This window comes from Ignavibacteriales bacterium, from assembly GCA_016700155.1.
In the GTDB taxonomy this organism is placed as follows: domain Bacteria; phylum Bacteroidota; class Ignavibacteria; order Ignavibacteriales; family Ignavibacteriaceae.
Genome location: CP065001.1, coordinates 2,675,845 through 2,692,529, shown reverse-complemented (window position 1 = coordinate 2,692,529; position 16,685 = coordinate 2,675,845). Strand labels below are relative to the sequence as shown.

Sequence of the window (16,685 nt, the reverse complement as noted above, 5' to 3'; positions counted from 1 at the left end):
AACCGGATGACAGATTATGCAAAAGCAAATCACACAAATACGAGACCTTGAAATAATAGAAAAAGAACTTAATTCAAACTCAGCGGGATTGCTCGCTGTATTGAATGATGAAGACCAGATAATACAGCTTCCGACGAACTATCTTTACATGGATAAGAACATCTACGTTTTTTTTAATGATGAGGAAGAGATATTTAACAGCATTAAGTTTGATCACCTCGTTAGTTTTGGAATTATTCGTCCCGGTGAAAACAGGAAAACTTCAAAAGCAAAAAATTCTCCTATTTACCATTTTGTCTCAATAACCATAACCGGTGTTTTAAGAAAAGTTGATGATGTAAAACTTATTGATGATCTAAAGAAAAATTATATAAAGAAGTTTTCTGACAGCAGCACTCAGCAGGAAATTGAATTTAGTGGTACGGAGCGTATCGTGATTATAGATACGGAAGAAATTCAGGCGGTTGAAGAAATCGGGGGATGATTTGAAACAGGCTTTGAAAATTCTCTGCCTGATCTTTTTGCTATCACTTGTATCGTGTTCGTCTGTAAGTTCGCTTTATTATGATGTACCGCCGGAGTTAAACTCACTGGAAAAATTATCAGCTTTTATCGAAGTCTATTCTCCTTACATAAAAAACAAAATGATATTTATTGATCCCGGGCATGGCGGCGAGGACCGTAAAAACAGGGGCTATCAGGGACTTGCCATTGAAGCGGATGTAAATTTAAGTGTGTCACTTGAACTTAAAAAATTATTTATCCTTGCGGGGGCTGTTGTTCAAATGTCACGTGAGCTGGATGAAACTGTTCCGCTAAAGTTAAGATCAGAAATGGCAAACAAAAGCGGGGCAGATATTTTCATAAGCATTCATCACAACGCACCTCCGCTGGAGGGCGATGATTATACAAATTATACTTCTACTTACTTTCATTCCCTGGCAGAAAATTATAACTATGAACCTTGTGAAAGGGATATCGCAAAATTCATTCAGCGTGATCTTGCTTATGCAATGAGAAATTCCGGCGGACCGGGTTCATTCGATGGAACTTACTCTGATTACTCAGTTTATCCCGGCGATGGTTTTTCAGTGTTAAGGCTGACTGAAATTCCCGCAGTGCTTGTTGAATGCGGATTTCATACTCACAAAATCCAGGAACAAAAATTAGCTGATGAGTTCTTTAATAAAATAGAAGCCTGGGGAATCTTTAAAGGTTTATGCAGATATTTTAAAGCAGGTATTCCTGAAATTAAATTTAGAAGCAGATCGGAAAACGATTCAACGGTTACTGAAACTTTTTTCATTTCCGATTCGTCGGGGATAGATATTAATTCAATCAAAGTTTATACTGATTCTGTTAAGTCGGAATTCGGTTATGATACTCTAACAAATGTTCTTTCAGTAGATTTGAAAAAAGAAAAAAAGTATTCTGAATTAAGAATCATTGCAGCGAACAAGAATGGTAACCATTCTTTCCCATTCACACGAAAACTTTATTAAGGATAACTATGCTTAACTATGTCTGGTTAGCTTTAATTGTACTTGGTATTGGTACTGCATTAGTCACTGATTTAAGTGACAGCAACAAAAACAAATTCGCTAACGACAAATCGATAGAAGTCAGTGTCAGGAAAATTGATTCTGAAAACCCAAAACTCAATTACGAAGTTATTCTTGGTTCGGGTGCATATAAAAATTCATTTAATGATGAGTCTGAAAACGATATAACTTTTAAAAGTTTTATAAAGACTGATTCAAATAAAACAACTTGGGCAGCTATACTTAGGGTGAATGACTCAGCAACAAAGCTGCTAAAAGAAATTGCAGAAGCTTCAGGAGAAAAAGATGATATAACGGCTACGATAAAATCTTTCAGTCTTGATTCAACAGGTAAAGCAGTCTCATCAATCAAACTGGAAAGTGTTAGTTTTATAAAATTAAAGAATGTTACTGATGAAGTTCTTAACTACGCATCTGTAGCTGTAAACATTGCGCTAGGGTTAATTGGAATAATGGCACTCTGGCTTGGGGTTATGAAAATAGCTGAAGAAGCCGGACTCATTTCATTAATTGCGAAGATAGTCAAACCTATAACCAAGCGACTTTTTCCAGATGTTCCTCCTGATCATCCGTCAATTGGTTCTATGATTATGAACATCTCAGCAAATACACTCGGGCTCGGGAATGCTGCAACACCTTTCGGGTTAAAAGCAATGGAAGAGTTGAATCAAATTAATCCGGATAAAACTACCGCATCAAACGCGATGATAACTTTTTTAGCTATCAACACAGCGGGTATCACTTTGATTCCAGCAACGGCAATCGCTATTCGAGCAGCATCAGGAAGTTCTGACCCGGCAATAATTATAGGTACTTCCTTATTTGCATCCTGTTGTGCCACAATTGCAGGAGTAACGTCTGCAAAAATATTTGAAAAGTTTTCTTCTAATAATACTTCGCTCAAATCGCAGAAGAATACCGGCACTCTTAAAATAATTTTTAGCATTCTTGCAATAATCATTGCAGCTTTCGTTATTCTTTATTTCGGTGGAAGCGGCTTGCTAATGGTTTTGTCGTCGCTATTTAATCCGGAGTCTGTAAAGAATGTTATTCAGACAATTTCATTTTTTGCTATCCCGTTTCTTATAATTTCTTTCATCGTCTATGGTGCTGTAAAAAAAGTAAAAGTGTACGAGCAGTTTATTGAAGGTGCAAAAGAAGGATTCAACATCGCCATCAGAATAATCCCTTACCTTGTAGCAATGTTAATGGCAATTGGAATTTTCAGAGCGGGCGGTGCAATGGATTGGTTAGTTGATCTATTGGAGCCGGTCTTAAGTATGATCGGAATGCCTGCAGAAGCGCTGCCAATGGCTTTGATGAGACCGCTATCCGGAAGTGGTTCACTCGGGATAATGACAGAAATAATTTCAGTTCACGGTGCGGATTCTTTTATGGGTGTACTTGTATCAACTTTTTACGGAAGTACTGAAACTACATTTTATGTGCTGGCGGTTTATTTCGGGGCTGTTAATATTAAGAAGACAAGACATGCACTTCCTGCAGGACTTATTGCAGACATAATTGGAATCCTTGCGGCATTATTTATTGTTAAACAATTGTTTTAGATAAAATGAAGATTCTTGTCACACGAAAAATACCATCAGTCGCAATAGACTTTCTGCGGCAAAACGGATTTGAGATTTTAATAAACAATAAGAACAGACCTCTTTCGAGAGATGAACTTATTAGAAAATCAAAAGATGCAGATGGTATAGTTGCACTGCTCACAGATAAATTCGATAAGGATGTGATCAATAAGTTAACCCGCTGCAAGGTGATTGCTAATTATGCCGTCGGCTTCAACAATATTGATATCGATTATGCTAAGAAAAAAGGTATCGTTGTAACTAACACTCCGGATGTTTTAACTGATTCAACCGCTGACCTGACTATGACATTAGTACTTTCCTGCGCAAGGAGAGTGATTGAAGGTCATTCAATGATTATTAAAAGAAAATTTAAAGGCTGGCAACCTGAGTTGTTGCTTGGAATGGAACTGAAGAATAAAACATTTGGAATTATAGGCGCAGGCAGGATCGGGAATGCAGTTGCACAGCGGGCAAAAGCTTTCGGCTGCAGTATCATTTATTTCTCAGATATTGCAAATAAAAAAATGGAAAATGAAATCACGGCAAAGAGAGTATCCCTGGAAAAACTTTTGATGAATGCAGATATTATTTCAGTACACCTACCTTTAAATTCGAAAACTAAATATATGCTTAATGCTGAAAGATTATCATTGTTAAAGTCTTCCGCAATTCTAATTAACACTTCAAGGGGGGAAGTGATTGAAGAAAAAGCATTAATTAAATTGTTAAAAGAAAATAAAATTTTTGCTGCCGGATTGGATGTTTTTGAAAATGAACCAAACATAAACCCGAAACTATCAGCATTAAACAACGTTGTGTTACTCCCGCATATCGGTAGTGCAACAATCGAAGCCCGAAATGCTATGGCTATGCTGGCAGCGAAAAATATCGCGGCGGTTCTGTCCGGTAAAAAACCACTTACTCCAGTTAATTGAAACAACAAAATCGACTTATAAGCCGCTCTTCGCGGTTGAATGTCACAACAGTTATCGGTAATTTTGCAGCACTTAAAAGGAGAGTTTATAGATGAGAATAGGGATCCCCAAAGAAACACTTCATGAGGAAAAAAGAATTGCATTAGCCCCGGCAGGAGTCGATTCACTGGTCAGGGCAGGTCATACAGTTTATATTCAGAGTGGTGCAGGCGAGGGAAGTCATTTCAGTGACGAAGATTATATAAAGACCGGAGCCAACATTGTTTACAGCACGGAAGAAGCATACGGACGCGCCGAAATGATGGTTAAAGTAGCACCTCTAAGTGAACAGGAGTGTTCTTTACTTCAGGATAACCAGATACTTTTCTCATCGTTACATCTTGCCGTCGGGAAAAAAAATGTAATAGATCAGCTTCTCAAAAAAAATATTACAGCAATTGCTTATGAACTGATTGAAAATACAGTAGGACTTCCAGTGCTTCATTCAATGAGTGAAATTGCCGGACAGCTATGTATTCAGGTTTCTGAAAAATATCTGGAAAGTTCAACCAAAGGCGGAAGGGGGATTCTTCTTGGCGGAATTCCGGGCGTAGCACCTGCCGCTGTGGTTATCCTCGGTGCCGGTGTTGTTGGTACTACTGCCGCACGCGCTGCTGTTGGTAGAGGAGCCCAGGTAATAGTTATTGATAAGGATTTAAGCAGGCTGCGAAAGATAGATTCACTATTTAAGAAACGAGTTACCACAGTCATGGCAAATCCTTACACCATAACCCGTGGTGTTAAGTTTGCAGATGTTTTAATTGGCGCGGTATTAATTAAAGGTGAAAAAACACCGCACCTCGTAACTGAAGAAATGGTCAAAGAGATGAAAAAAGGTTCAGTGATCGTTGATGTTTCAATTGATCAAGGCGGATGTATAGAAACCAGTAGAATTACAACATTATCAAGTCCGGTTTATACTATGCACGATGTAATTCATTATTGTGTGCCGAATATGCCTGCATTGGTTGCAAGAACCGCAAGTTATGGACTTAATAATGCTGCGTTAAATTATATTCATACTATTGCCGATAATGGATTATCGGAAGCCCTGCTTGGTGATGACGGATTAGCAAAAGGTGTCTGCACATACCGCGGCTATTGTTCAAATGAACCTATTGCAAATATTTTTAATATTGAATACAGAAGACTCAGAGTGTTTTCTACAAATTAATTCTTAAACAGGAAATTTTATAAAATAAACTATGCTGACCTTGGAAGAAAAAAGAACAAAACATACACTGCCTACAAATATTCTCAGAATCTACAATCAAAAAACGGTAACGGCTGATGAAGCAGTTAAAGTGATAAAGTCCGGCGACAATGTTGTTGTACAGCCCGGATGTGCTGTTCCGCTTGAGCTTGTAAAAGCAATGGTTAGACGCAAAGATGAATTGCAGGATGTAACTGTTTACCACATACTAATTGTTGGAGAACTGCCGTATACACAACAGGGAATGGAAAAACACTTTAAACACAAAGCATTTTTCATCGGTGCAAACACGCGTAAAGCTGTGAACGAAGGTCGTGCTGAATTTATTCCTATCTTCCTTTCAGAGGTTCCTTTGATGTTTAAGAAAGGTGTAATCGATGTTGATGTATGTCTTCTCAACCTTTCACCACCGGATGAACATGGATTCTGCAGTTATGGTGTCGATGTCGGTACAATTAAAGCCGCTGCTGATAGGGCAAAGATAATTATTGCTCAGATAAACAGTGAAATGCCAAGAGCATTGGGCGACTGCTTTATTCATATAAATAAAATTCATTATCTCGTTGAACACGATGAAGCAATTAAGGAACTTCCACAGGTTGATCCAAATGCAGGAAAAGAATTAATTGAAGTATATGATAAAATTGGAGAACAGGTTGCCAGTCTGATTGAAGATGGCGCCACTTTGCAAATGGGTATTGGAGCAATTCCCGACTCTGTTTTAAAATATCTTGGAGACCGTAAAGATCTTGGTGTTCATACTGAAATGTTTTCCGATGGGTTGATTGAGTTAGTCGAAAACGGAATTATTAATGGCGAAAGAAAAACACTTCACCCCGGAAAAATTATAGCAGGATTTGTTCTTGGTACCAGAAAAACTTATGACTTCATTCACAATAATCCTGTCATTGAATTTCATCCTCAGGAATATGTGAACGATCCTTTTGTAATAGCAAAAAACTATAAAATGACAGCTATAAATTCTGCTATAGAAATAGATTTGACAGGTCAGGTATGTTCTGATTCAATAGGCAGCAGACTGTACAGCGGAATTGGCGGACAGGTTGATTTTATCAGAGGCGCTGCAAGGTCCGAAGGCGGAAAGCCTATCATAGCACTTCCTTCAGCTACTAAAGACAATACCATTTCACGGATAGTCACTCAGTTAAAACCGGGTGCGGGAGTTGTTACTTCAAGAGGTGATGTACATTATGTAGTTACCGAATATGGTATTGCATATCTGTTCGGCAAAACAGTTCAGGAAAGGGCAAGGGCATTGATTAATATTGCACACCCTTCTTTCAGAGACGAGTTAACTTTTTACGCTAAAAAGAATTTCTTTATATAGTTCCTTATGGTTGCAGTAATTGGTGATATACATGGGTGTCTCAATACACTCAAGGAACTTGTTTCAAAGATTAGAAAAAAGTATCCGTACATTAATATTTACACCGTTGGTGATCTTGTCGACAGGGGTAACTTCAGTTATGAAGTCCTTGAATTCATAATAAATGAAAAAATTAATTTTACGGCTGGCAATCACGATCTTATGTTCTATTATTTTATCAAAGATTCATCCCATGAACTTGGCAGAATATGGATGTACAATGGATCTGAAAAAACTATAAACTCTTACAGCGGAAGATTCGACAGCATTTCACAGCATCTTGATCGAATTATTAATGCTCCATTATTCTATTATCTGCGGGATTGTTTCATCTCTCACGCAGGAATTTCCACTCACTATAAATCAAAACTTGGTAAGAACTTTTTTGATAAAATTGAATCACTCGATCCATTCTTAAGATCTGAACTTATGAGTGAACACGGTATTTTGTGGACGCGGGATGAGCTGCTTAATATTGATAAACTGCAGATTGTCGGTCATACCCGTCAGCAGGAAGTTACATTTATGAAGTCAAACAATGCTGTCTACATCGATACTTCAGTTTATACCGGCAATAAACTTAGTGCGGTTATAGTTGAGAGGGATAAAATCATCGACACACTTTCGGTTTCAACCTATAAAGAAGATATAGAGTAGAAATAAAACTGCATCTTAGTTTTGCCTTTAAGTTTTCCCGATATCTTCATTCCATAATTTTTCGTTATAACTGATGAAATCCTTCATCATACCTATACACTCTTCATTCTCCATATCAACCACTTCAACTCCATGAGCTTTAAGGAATTCCACAGCACCCGGAAAGTTTTTTGATTCACCTGCAATAACTTTTTTTATGCCGAACTGTACTATTGCGCCGGCACATAAATAACAGGGCATTAAGGTTGAGTAAAGAATGGTTCCTTCATATGATCCTATTCTTCCGGCGGAAGTAAGGCAATCGATTTCAGCATGTAATACGGGATTGTTTTCCTGTACTCGTTTATTATAACCTCTGCCGATTATTTTTTTATCTTTAACCAGCACTGAACCAATTGGAATTCCTCCCGTTCGCGAGCCTTTCCTGGCTTCTGCAATCGCTGCTAATATGAATTCATCCATCGCTAATCCTGTAATTTTTTATTGTATAATTTAAGATGAATGGAATGAATTAAAAACTGAAGGGTGAATTAATGTTTTCTAATCCACAGGCACCCATTAAATTCATTTTCATTTGAAAAGTTATTTAAGATGTAGGTGAATGCTTTTTCTGACAAGACATTCTTCAAATGTTTTTCAGGCGAGACAATATACCGGACATTTTTCTTCTCGAACTTTTCAATCAATCTGTCTCCGAAGACTTCATATCCAACTATTCTGTTATAAAAAGATTTGAACCCTTCATTCTCCAGCCAGAAGTACTGAACATCTTCATTGAACATGTAACCGCCGCAGTTATTCCAGAGAAAAAAGACAGGATCGGATCTATCAGTATTATCAATTACAAACCGGGTCAATGCGTTTTGATTTTTTTGTTCAGTAGTCTTTTTAAATGGAGTGTCTTCTATAGCGGAATACAAAATATTACCGTATAACAGGATAACAAATATCATTGAGTAATAAATATATCTCTTATTTATGTGGGCTTTGTCGATGAATATCTTAAAAATGTAAAAGATTAATATTGATATAAAAGGAAGAAAAAGAATGTATTGCTGTTTGTACAAACCAAGAAAAATTGTAGTTGAAGAGACAAGTGTAATAACAAATAAGAATAAATATTTTTTATCGTTTACCTTAAATCTTGATTTGATTAATGCGGATAATAAAAATGCTACTGCCGCAATTCCTGACAGAACAAAAACAGTTTGTGATTTTATAAACACTCCCGCAAGTTCGCGTAAATTTCGGGAGTGATACTCCATCAGCGCGATTAAATTGAATTCAAAATTGTAAAAGATATATTCGTCAAATGCATTGTTAATTATGAAGTAGGATGCAATCACTGTAAACATGAGTATAATTCCTAATGCAATCATTAACCCTTCTTTATTTATTCTGTTTCGATTTTCTTTGAACAGAAACCAGCTCAATGCAAGATAAATGTAGATTGCAAATACACCCACAAAGGCTTTTGAGTTCGTTGTGACTGCTAAACCAAGTACGATTCCGGAGAAAAAAGGAAGTGAGGTTTTTTCTTTACGCATTGCGTGAAGAAATATAAAAACTCCGCCAAGCCAAAAAACATTTTGCAGTACATCAGGTCGGACCTCTGTCGATGCTTCGCGGATGAATAGCAAACCGGAGAGTAATGCAGATGCAAAGAGACCAGCAAAATTCGATTGAAATATCTCACGACCAATCAAAAAAGTAATACACAAAATTGCAATCAGAGAAATAAAACTCGCATACCGCAATGTGACTATAGTATCAGTCTCCGGCTGCAATGCAAAGATGTCGAAATGGAAACTATTAAAAAATGCAAATACAGGACCGTGGTGCTCAAAAAAATCTTTATAAATAATTTTGCCGTTGTGCACATTCCATCCGATGTGAACATGCTGTAGTTCGTCGTGATCATAAGGTGAATTGTTAACTTGAAAAACCGCGAACACAAGATTTGTTAATAAAAAAAGAACTAGAGATATTGAAATGAATTTTTGAAGTGATTTACTGTCAGCCCGCTCCTTGATCATTCTACTGTCCTTTTGTAACGAACGGATTCTGCGGCTTCCAGGGTCCCGGTGTCGGTTCAGGAAAAACTATAAACCTTCTTGCGCTGAAATTCAGAAGTACACCAAGTATACTCGCGATTATTTTTGATAGTTGAGGAGATATGCCTGATTCAATCAGCGTAATTGTAATTCCAAGGTCGAATAGACCGACCAGTGCGACAATCAATGTGTAAAGCAACAATTCTACCGGAGTACTCCATCTCGCTTTATGACGGAACAGCAGGGCGATGATCAATAAATAGTTTACAATTGCACCCGCGGCAAATGCGATAGGTGCTGCATATTCTACAGGTAAATTTATCGAGTATAAACTTATAAATACAAACAGATTTACTAGTGCTGCTATTCCTCCGAGGACTACGTAAATCATAAACTGAAGTGGAATAGGTGCAGAGTGTCCGTTATAGTGAAGTATACAATACAAGGTTCTTATCGCATCTTTAAAACCAATTTTTTTCCCTTCCTCGTATGTTCTGCCTCTGTAAGAAATTCCCATCTCAAAAATTCTTACACGCATCTGTGAAATCTTTGCAATGATTTCCGGTTCAAAGCCAAACCGGTTCTCTTCTATTTCAATTGATTTAATTACTTCAGCTCTGAATACTTTATAACACGTTTCCATATCAGTCAGATTCAGATCAGTGAACATATTGGACAGAAAAGTAAGTAGCCTGTTGCCTTGTGTATGCCAGAAGTAAAGCACACGATGAAGATCGCCTGTAAGATACCTTGAACCTAAAACTACATCAGCCTCATCATTTACAAGGGGAACAATTAATTTTTTTAATTCATTAGGATCATATTCAAGATCAGCATCCTGTATTGCTACAAAATCACCTGAGGTGTGAGCGATACCGGTTCTTATAGCAGCACCTTTGCCCTGGTTTGTTGTATGACTGACTAATTTAATGTTCCCGTACTTTTTTTCAATTGCCTTTGCTTCAACAAGGCTGTTATCAGTTGAACAATCATCGACAAGAATAATTTCCAGTCTAAGATTTTCATCTTCAATTTTTCTCACTTTATCTATGCAGAGAGAAAGAGTTTTCTCTTCATTATAAATCGGAACTATTATGCTGAGTATGGGAGTTCTTTTATTCATTAAACCTTTTAATATCCTGAAACAATTTCTCTTTTTTGTGATGAAAATAACTTTCCATATCTGACTAAAATAACACAAATAAGATAAAGCAAATCAAAAATAAAAATAGTCACGAACATAAACGCCATTAGTTTGGAACCGGCAAGGTCTACCGGGTATTTATAAAAAGCAATTGCGGGTCCTGCTGTACCAATCATTTTTGAAATTGCAATACTTAAGGATTGACCTTTTAATGATTGCCTTCTAAAAAGCATAAATGGAAAAAGAATAGACACTAATAAATTCTGACCGAATCCGGAATATGCAGCTCCAATCGCAGGCGTAAACTCTTTTGCAATAAAGTAATGAATTAATAATCCGGTTATAAGAAACAGGATCATCGAAGGATAAAATATTCGGGGAGAAATTCCGGTAATATCAGTTCTCCAGTATTTAAAAAGTTGATATAGAATTATACAATCGAATGATAACCAGACAATGTTGTTGTAAAATTGAATATCTGGAGGAATGTACTTTACTGTGTATAAAAATTCCCAGGTAATATTTCCTACGAGTGCAGCGGCAGGCATTCCATAGGTCTTATCTTTAAAACCCTTTATTATTATAAGGATATATGTGATTGTCCAAAAAATTCCTCCGACTGCAATTAATTCAATGTACATTAATCAAGACTCATCAGTTAATTGCAGATTTTTCAACAAGGTATATAGAAAATTCTTCAAACCGGCTTCTGGAAATTGAATAAGGCAGCATAGCCCCGATGTGAGTATAAAAACCGGCTCTTGCTTCCTGGTTCAAAATTCTAAAAGGAAATTCAGAAGTGTAGGCTATACGCTCAAGGAGTATAGACCTGTCCTTTATTACCGCAAGCTTTACCGGCCATATTTCTGTCGGGATTACAATTATATCTCCCTTCACAGGTCGCTCATCATTTATAAGCAAGTATCTGAATCCCTTGTTTTGCATATAAAGACGAAATCCTGACTCCCCCGAAAACCAGATATTTTTTTCCGGAAACTTATCCTTTATCTCATCAGCGAATTGTTTATAAACATTTGCATACTTGTAATCAGCCATCGATAATAAGATTGCAAGGATTAAAGTTGATGCAATTCCTGACAATGCCACTTTTTTATAGCCGACAGGAAAATATTCCCGAATGTCATTTACAAAAATTATGATCAATGGAAGTACTCCAGGTAAAAGATATCTGGCAATTCCCAACGGCAGAATTGCAGCAATAGCGGTAAAAAAACTTAGTGCCCAAAAAGCTAAAAATAGGTGCGCTGTGTTTTTTTCTGAAATTGATTTCTTCAAAAGAATGATAGTCCGTATAAAAATTATTATTCCACTCGTAAGAAAGAATGAAAATAATATTTTATGTGAAATGTAATATCCTTCCATAAACAAGAGTGTTAACAGAAAAATCATTGGCAGAAATAAAAGTATGATTGCTCTGTAAAACTTTTGTGATGAATAGACGAGCAGAATACTCAAAGAGAAAATGACAACTGCACCGATCGCATTTATATTTGAAATTAATTTCGGAAGAAAATTCCCGATGCTGTAAACATCTTTTGCTTCACCCCATAGTATGGAGACGAATGGATGCGGGATACCAAAAGTAATTGCAGTATCAACACACCATAAAACAAAAAAGAAAACTGGGATAAAAACTGGAATAAGATTTTTAAAATTGAGACTTTTGCCTGTGATCTTAAGATAGGCAGGGAACAACACAATAAGAAAAAGTGCCTGGTAGGAAACAGCCCACGCCATTGTGGCAGAAAATCCTGATAATATTAATCGCGAGGTTGATTCATTTTCAATTCCATAAAGAAAAAATCCAACCGACATCAGGAAAAACGCAAGTGTTGGAATATCCGTCATAACAACATGTGACATTAACATAAACGCAGGACTGACAATAAGGAGTATCGTTACAATCAAATAATTTTCGGTAAACCGTTTTGCAATCGATAGGGCTGATAACGCAGCTATAATTGAAAATGGTATAACGAGGAGATGTATATAATTTTCATTGAGTGTTTGTACAATCTCAAGAAAAACCGACACTATCCATGGCCATAACAACGGATGAGTAATATAAAAATTGGGTACACTGATTCCCATCTGCTCACTAAATCCATGGAAGGAGCTATATCCTTTTTCCAAAAATTTTTGTGCGGCAGTAAGATAAACCCAGTCATCTACGTGATATGCCTGTGATAGGAAGGGGATATGAAGTGCAATCACAAATCCAATAATAAATAGCACTTCATTCCGGATATTTTTTGATTGATGGGTCAAGTTAAAGCTCTTTAATATTCAGAATTATATGGCGATACAAATTGCCAGAAAAATACCCCACAGCAAATAAAGCATACGGTATTGTGTTCTGAAGTTTATCATTGAACCGTGACTCAAATTTTGTTTTAGCGTATTCATGTAGAAGAACACATAAATAGGATAAGCTAGAGAGACTCCGGCTATAAGAAGCCTTGGAAGTATATTGTAAAATGAAAGTGCAGTAATGTAAAGGAATGAAACTGAAAACAGAATAAAACTTGCCTTGAACGCTTTGGTTTTTCCGAATACCACAGCGTGTGTCGGGACACCTGAGTTCTTATCAGATTCGAAGTCTGTGATTTCGTGATTTAAATGTCCGGCTGCATAAACTATTCCGAAATATATACCGAACAGAGTTGCTGACGCAGTCCATTCACCCTGGTATAATGTACCGAATTTAAATCCGAGTGTTGCCCCAACTCCATGAAGCATTGAAGACATAACCGGTACACTTTTAAGAAATATTTTATTGTTGCTGTATATAAAATTCAGAAAGGCTATAGTGAGTCCAACGATCATCATCCAGACAGAAAAATATAACGCAATGGATAACGAAACCAGAAGTAATATTATAGCCAGAATTTTTATTTCTGTTAAAGAGATTTTTCCGCTCACAACAGGTTTGTCCTGTTTATTCAGATCATTTCTATCATAAGCATAACCCTGCCAGTCATTGTAAAGATAAACATGTCCCAGCAGAAGATATGTGGAGATCATTACAAGAGCCCAATCCATTAGCAGCGCAAATGAAAGATTTTGAACTGAGAAAAGGAGTCCCAGAAAAGTTACACCGCCTATGAGTATTACTTCTTTGATCCGGATGCATCGTAAATAAAGTAGTAATCTGATCTTCAGAGTTTTCTTTTCAGAATTTTCAATCAGATCATCGACCTTTTGATATATAGCTTTGGCGAAAGAATTTTCCACTGATTTCAATTAAAGATTTTTTTCTGGATAAAATGTGGCATATAAAATGAACTATAAAATCAATAAATTTAGTTTGGTTAGTTAAACAAAATTTATGCCCTGTAAAAACAATTAAATTCAATAGTTAATATACTTAATTAGTATTTCAATTCATTCGTTTGAGAATAATTGAGAAGAATGGTTCAAAATATTACAGCAAATTAGTTTTCAATTAAATCGAGTTACACAAAGGAAAAGTTCCAAACGCTGAAATTTATTGACAGGTATCAAATGTTCAGGATCATTAAGTACAATTACAAGCTTTCGTATGGAAAATTAAATCCAGTGAAAATGAAGGACTCAGCTAAATTTCTGGGCAAGTGGTTACTGTACTGGGTATGGATTCTAAGAATTCACTTTGGAAAAAAAGTTCACTTTGCTTCCAGGGAAAGTATAACACTGGTTTTACTATCGTATAAACGGATCCGGAATATTGAACCGATTGTTAAGTCCGCGCTTAAATGCTCTTTTATAAGCAGGGTGATCATATCAAATAACAATCCCGTTGACTACAAATTGACTGACTACATGAAATTCAAGGACAGCAGGGTAATGCTGATTGAGCAATCGAAAAGGGAAGGAGTAGGCAACCGTTGGGAAATAGCACTCTCTGATAGCAACAATAATTTTATAATAATTGATGATGATATTTTTATTAAACCTGGACAATTAAGAAAACTCTTCAAAGAATTAATAGAAAATAAGAGAATACCGCATGGCCTCGCCGGCAGCATAAACTTTAAGAAATTTGTTGATAAGGCGGATCGGAAGGTTGAAATACTTCACCAAATCTATGCAGTTACAAGAAGACAAATTGAAAAATATTTTGAGTATAAAAATCTGCTCGAACAGATTCCTTCGTTACAGGATATAGGTACTGTTGATATTGCGGATGACATAATTATCAGCAACACGGGGGATTCACAAGCTGCGATTCATAATGCCGGAATGATCTTAAGATGTCCCTCATCTCATGATACAAGCATTGCCAGTTATCTTCAGGAAGATTTCTATTTAAAGAGAAGAATGATCCTTGATGAGTTAAATGAAATAAGAGCGGTTGAGAAAAAAATTAATGAACTGCAGAATATTGAATCTTACTGAGTTCATGATTTAAAATAGAAAAAGGCGGAGATGGTATCCGCCTTTAACTTTATCACGAAATATATTTTAATACATTCCGTCCATTCCACCCATACCGCCTGGCATAGCTGGAGCCGGAGCTTCTTTTTCTTTCTTTTCGTAAACAACTGCTTCAGTTGTAATTAAGAGTGATGATACAGAAGCTGCATTTTCAAGTGCTGTTCTTGTAACTTTTGTAGGATCGATAACACCAGCTTTAATCAGGTTTTCGTAATGTTCTGAAGCTGCGTTAAATCCGTAATCGTCTTTACCTTCTTTAACTTTAGCAAGAACAACTGAACCATCGATGCCGGCATTGTTTACTATTTGTCTTAACGGTTCTTCAAGAGCTTTCTGGATTATTTTAACACCCGTTGTCTGGTCTGTGTTTTCGCCTGTAACTTTATCAAGAACTGAAATTGCTCTTACGAAAGCCACACCGCCGCCTGCAACTATACCTTCTTCAACTGCTGCTCTGGTTGCGTGTAAAGCATCTTCTACTCTTGCTTTCTTTTCTTTCATTTCAACTTCTGTTGAAGCACCAATTTTTAGTACTGCAACACCACCTGAAAGTTTTGCTAATCTTTCCTGTAGTTTTTCTTTGTCATAGTCAGATGTTGTTTTTTCTATCTGAGCTTTTATTTCGTTAATGCGTTTTTTGATATCATCTGTCTGTCCGGCACCTTCAACTATTGTTGTATTGTCTTTATCAATGACAATTTTCTTCGCAGTTCCAAGGTATGAAACAGTTGCGTTCTCAAGTTTGAATCCGCGTTCTTCTGAAATTACAGTTCCGCCTGTAAGTATTGCAATATCTTCCAGCATTGCTTTTCTTCTGTCACCGAATCCGGGAGCTTTAACAGCAGCGATTTTCAGTGTGCCGCGAATTTTGTTTACAACTAATGTAGCGAGTGCTTCACCTTCAAGATCTTCAGCAATGATCAACATTGAACGTCCTTGCTGTGCAACTTTTTCAAGTACAGGTAAAAGGTCTTTCATTGCAGAGATTTTTTTGTCGTGAATTAAGATGAAAGGATCTTCAAGAATTGATTCCATCTTTTCTGTATCGGTAACAAAGTAGGGAGAGATATATCCGCGATCGAACTGCATACCTTCAACAACTTCTAAAGCTGTCTCTGTTCCTTTTGCTTCTTCAACTGTGATAACACCATCTTTACCGACTTTTTCCATAGCGTCTGCAATCAAGTCACCGATTGACTTATCATTGTTTGCTGAAATTGAACCAACCTGTGCAATCTCATTGCGTCCTTCAACTTCTTTGCTTACAGATTTCAGGTAATCAATTACTTTATTTACAGCCAGGTCAATTCCTCTTTTCAGATCCATTGGATTTGCGCCTGCTGTAACGTTCTTTAATCCTTCACGATAAATTGCCTGAGCAAGAACTGTAGCTGTTGTTGTTCCATCACCCGCAACATCACTAGTTTTGGATGCAACTTCGCGAACCATCTGGGCACCCATATTTTCCACAGCATCTTCGAGTTCAATTTCTTTAGCAACTGAAACACCGTCTTTGGTTACAGTAGGCGCACCGAATTTCTTTTCAAGGATTACATTACGACCCTTTGGTCCTAAGGTAACCTTAACTGCGTTAGCTAATTTATCTACACCTTTTTTTATCTTACCACGCGCTTCGCTATCAAACTCAATTAATTTTGAAGACAT

General features: G+C 36.8%; 15 protein-coding genes. 8 read left to right on the top strand and 7 right to left on the bottom strand.

What is annotated here, in order from left to right; all coding sequences use genetic code 11:
* The first annotated feature begins 16 nt into the window (after window positions 1-16).
* The 7 genes from IPM56_11400 to IPM56_11370 all read left to right on the top strand — a co-directional run bounded on the left by IPM56_11400 (window position 17) and on the right by IPM56_11370 (window position 7,385).
* On the top strand, window positions 17-484 hold the full coding sequence (locus IPM56_11400) for a pyridoxamine 5'-phosphate oxidase family protein (GenBank protein ID QQS34865.1): 468 nt from the start codon (window positions 17-19) through the stop codon (window positions 482-484).
* 1 nt (window position 485) lies between these two features.
* On the top strand, window positions 486-1,502 hold the full coding sequence (locus IPM56_11395; protein QQS34864.1) for an N-acetylmuramoyl-L-alanine amidase: 1,017 nt from the start codon (window positions 486-488) through the stop codon (window positions 1,500-1,502).
* Between the two features lie 8 nt (window positions 1,503-1,510).
* A complete protein-coding gene (locus tag IPM56_11390; protein ID QQS34863.1) occupies window positions 1,511-3,130 on the top strand; it encodes a spore maturation protein in 1,620 nt (539 codons plus the stop codon).
* Window positions 3,131-3,135: 5 nt separating this feature from the next.
* Window positions 3,136-4,089: a D-glycerate dehydrogenase gene (locus IPM56_11385; GenBank protein QQS34862.1), complete on the top strand. Its 954-nt coding sequence runs from the start codon at window positions 3,136-3,138 to the stop codon at window positions 4,087-4,089.
* A gap of 91 nt (window positions 4,090-4,180) precedes the next feature.
* A complete protein-coding gene (ald, locus tag IPM56_11380) occupies window positions 4,181-5,302 on the top strand; it encodes an alanine dehydrogenase (GenBank protein ID QQS34861.1) in 1,122 nt (373 codons plus the stop codon).
* Between the two features lie 31 nt (window positions 5,303-5,333).
* Complete coding sequence (locus IPM56_11375; protein ID QQS34860.1) at window positions 5,334-6,689, top strand: acetyl-CoA hydrolase/transferase family protein; 1,356 nt, start codon at window positions 5,334-5,336, stop codon at window positions 6,687-6,689.
* Window positions 6,690-6,695: 6 nt separating this feature from the next.
* Entirely contained in the window at window positions 6,696-7,385 is a 690-nt protein-coding gene (locus IPM56_11370) for a serine/threonine protein phosphatase (GenBank protein QQS34859.1), read from the top strand.
* Window positions 7,386-7,412: 27 nt separating this feature from the next.
* On the opposite strand, the gene IPM56_11365 is transcribed toward IPM56_11370, so the two are convergent.
* From IPM56_11365 to IPM56_11340, 6 genes are all read right to left on the bottom strand, one after another.
* Window positions 7,413-7,847 (bottom strand): nucleoside deaminase, encoded by a 435-nt coding sequence (locus tag IPM56_11365; protein ID QQS34858.1) that lies wholly within the window; start codon window positions 7,845-7,847, stop codon window positions 7,413-7,415.
* 68 nt (window positions 7,848-7,915) lie between these two features.
* Window positions 7,916-9,421 (bottom strand): glycosyltransferase family 39 protein, encoded by a 1,506-nt coding sequence (locus IPM56_11360; protein ID QQS34857.1) that lies wholly within the window; start codon window positions 9,419-9,421, stop codon window positions 7,916-7,918.
* Window position 9,422: 1 nt separating this feature from the next.
* The gene (locus IPM56_11355; protein ID QQS34856.1) at window positions 9,423-10,562 is read right to left on the bottom strand and encodes a bifunctional glycosyltransferase family 2/GtrA family protein; all 1,140 of its coding nucleotides are present in this window, start codon (window positions 10,560-10,562) and stop codon (window positions 9,423-9,425) included.
* Between the two features lie 8 nt (window positions 10,563-10,570).
* Window positions 10,571-11,224, bottom strand: a complete 654-nt coding sequence (locus tag IPM56_11350) for a hypothetical protein (GenBank protein ID QQS34855.1) — start codon at window positions 11,222-11,224, stop codon at window positions 10,571-10,573.
* A gap of 13 nt (window positions 11,225-11,237) precedes the next feature.
* Window positions 11,238-12,839, bottom strand: coding sequence for a glycosyltransferase family 39 protein (locus IPM56_11345; protein ID QQS34854.1), 1,602 nt, complete (start codon window positions 12,837-12,839; stop codon window positions 11,238-11,240).
* Window positions 12,840-12,896: 57 nt separating this feature from the next.
* Entirely contained in the window at window positions 12,897-13,847 is a 951-nt protein-coding gene (locus IPM56_11340; GenBank protein QQS34853.1) for a UbiA family prenyltransferase, read from the bottom strand.
* A 261-nt stretch (window positions 13,848-14,108) separates the two neighbouring features.
* Here IPM56_11340 and IPM56_11335 point away from each other — a divergent pair, with 261 nt between their 5' ends.
* Complete coding sequence (locus IPM56_11335; protein ID QQS34852.1) at window positions 14,109-14,981, top strand: hypothetical protein; 873 nt, start codon at window positions 14,109-14,111, stop codon at window positions 14,979-14,981.
* 66 nt (window positions 14,982-15,047) lie between these two features.
* Here the strand turns inward: IPM56_11335 and groL are convergent, their stop codons facing one another.
* The gene (groL, locus tag IPM56_11330) at window positions 15,048-16,685 is read right to left on the bottom strand and encodes a chaperonin GroEL (protein QQS34851.1); all 1,638 of its coding nucleotides are present in this window, start codon (window positions 16,683-16,685) and stop codon (window positions 15,048-15,050) included.

Excerpts from the sequence above, each read along its gene's own strand:
- IPM56_11390 (QQS34863.1), top strand. The coding sequence starts at position 1,511 with ATGCTTAACTATGTCTGGTTAGCTTTAATTGTACTTGGTATTGGTACT.
- IPM56_11375 (QQS34860.1), top strand. The coding sequence starts at position 5,334 with ATGCTGACCTTGGAAGAAAAAAGAACAAAACATACACTGCCTACAAAT.
- IPM56_11360 (QQS34857.1), bottom strand. The coding sequence starts at position 9,421 with ATGATCAAGGAGCGGGCTGACAGTAAATCACTTCAAAAATTCATTTCA.
- IPM56_11355 (QQS34856.1), bottom strand. The coding sequence starts at position 10,562 with ATGAATAAAAGAACTCCCATACTCAGCATAATAGTTCCGATTTATAAT.
- IPM56_11350 (QQS34855.1), bottom strand. The coding sequence starts at position 11,224 with ATGTACATTGAATTAATTGCAGTCGGAGGAATTTTTTGGACAATCACA.
- IPM56_11335 (QQS34852.1), top strand. The coding sequence starts at position 14,109 with ATGTTCAGGATCATTAAGTACAATTACAAGCTTTCGTATGGAAAATTA.
- ald (QQS34861.1), top strand. The coding sequence starts at position 4,181 with ATGAGAATAGGGATCCCCAAAGAAACACTTCATGAGGAAAAAAGAATT.
- IPM56_11400 (QQS34865.1), top strand. The coding sequence starts at position 17 with ATGCAAAAGCAAATCACACAAATACGAGACCTTGAAATAATAGAAAAA.
- IPM56_11370 (QQS34859.1), top strand. The coding sequence starts at position 6,696 with ATGGTTGCAGTAATTGGTGATATACATGGGTGTCTCAATACACTCAAG.
- groL (QQS34851.1), bottom strand. The coding sequence starts at position 16,685 with ATGTCTTCAAAATTAATTGAGTTTGATAGCGAAGCGCGTGGTAAGATA.
- IPM56_11385 (QQS34862.1), top strand. The coding sequence starts at position 3,136 with ATGAAGATTCTTGTCACACGAAAAATACCATCAGTCGCAATAGACTTT.
- IPM56_11365 (QQS34858.1), bottom strand. The coding sequence starts at position 7,847 with ATGGATGAATTCATATTAGCAGCGATTGCAGAAGCCAGGAAAGGCTCG.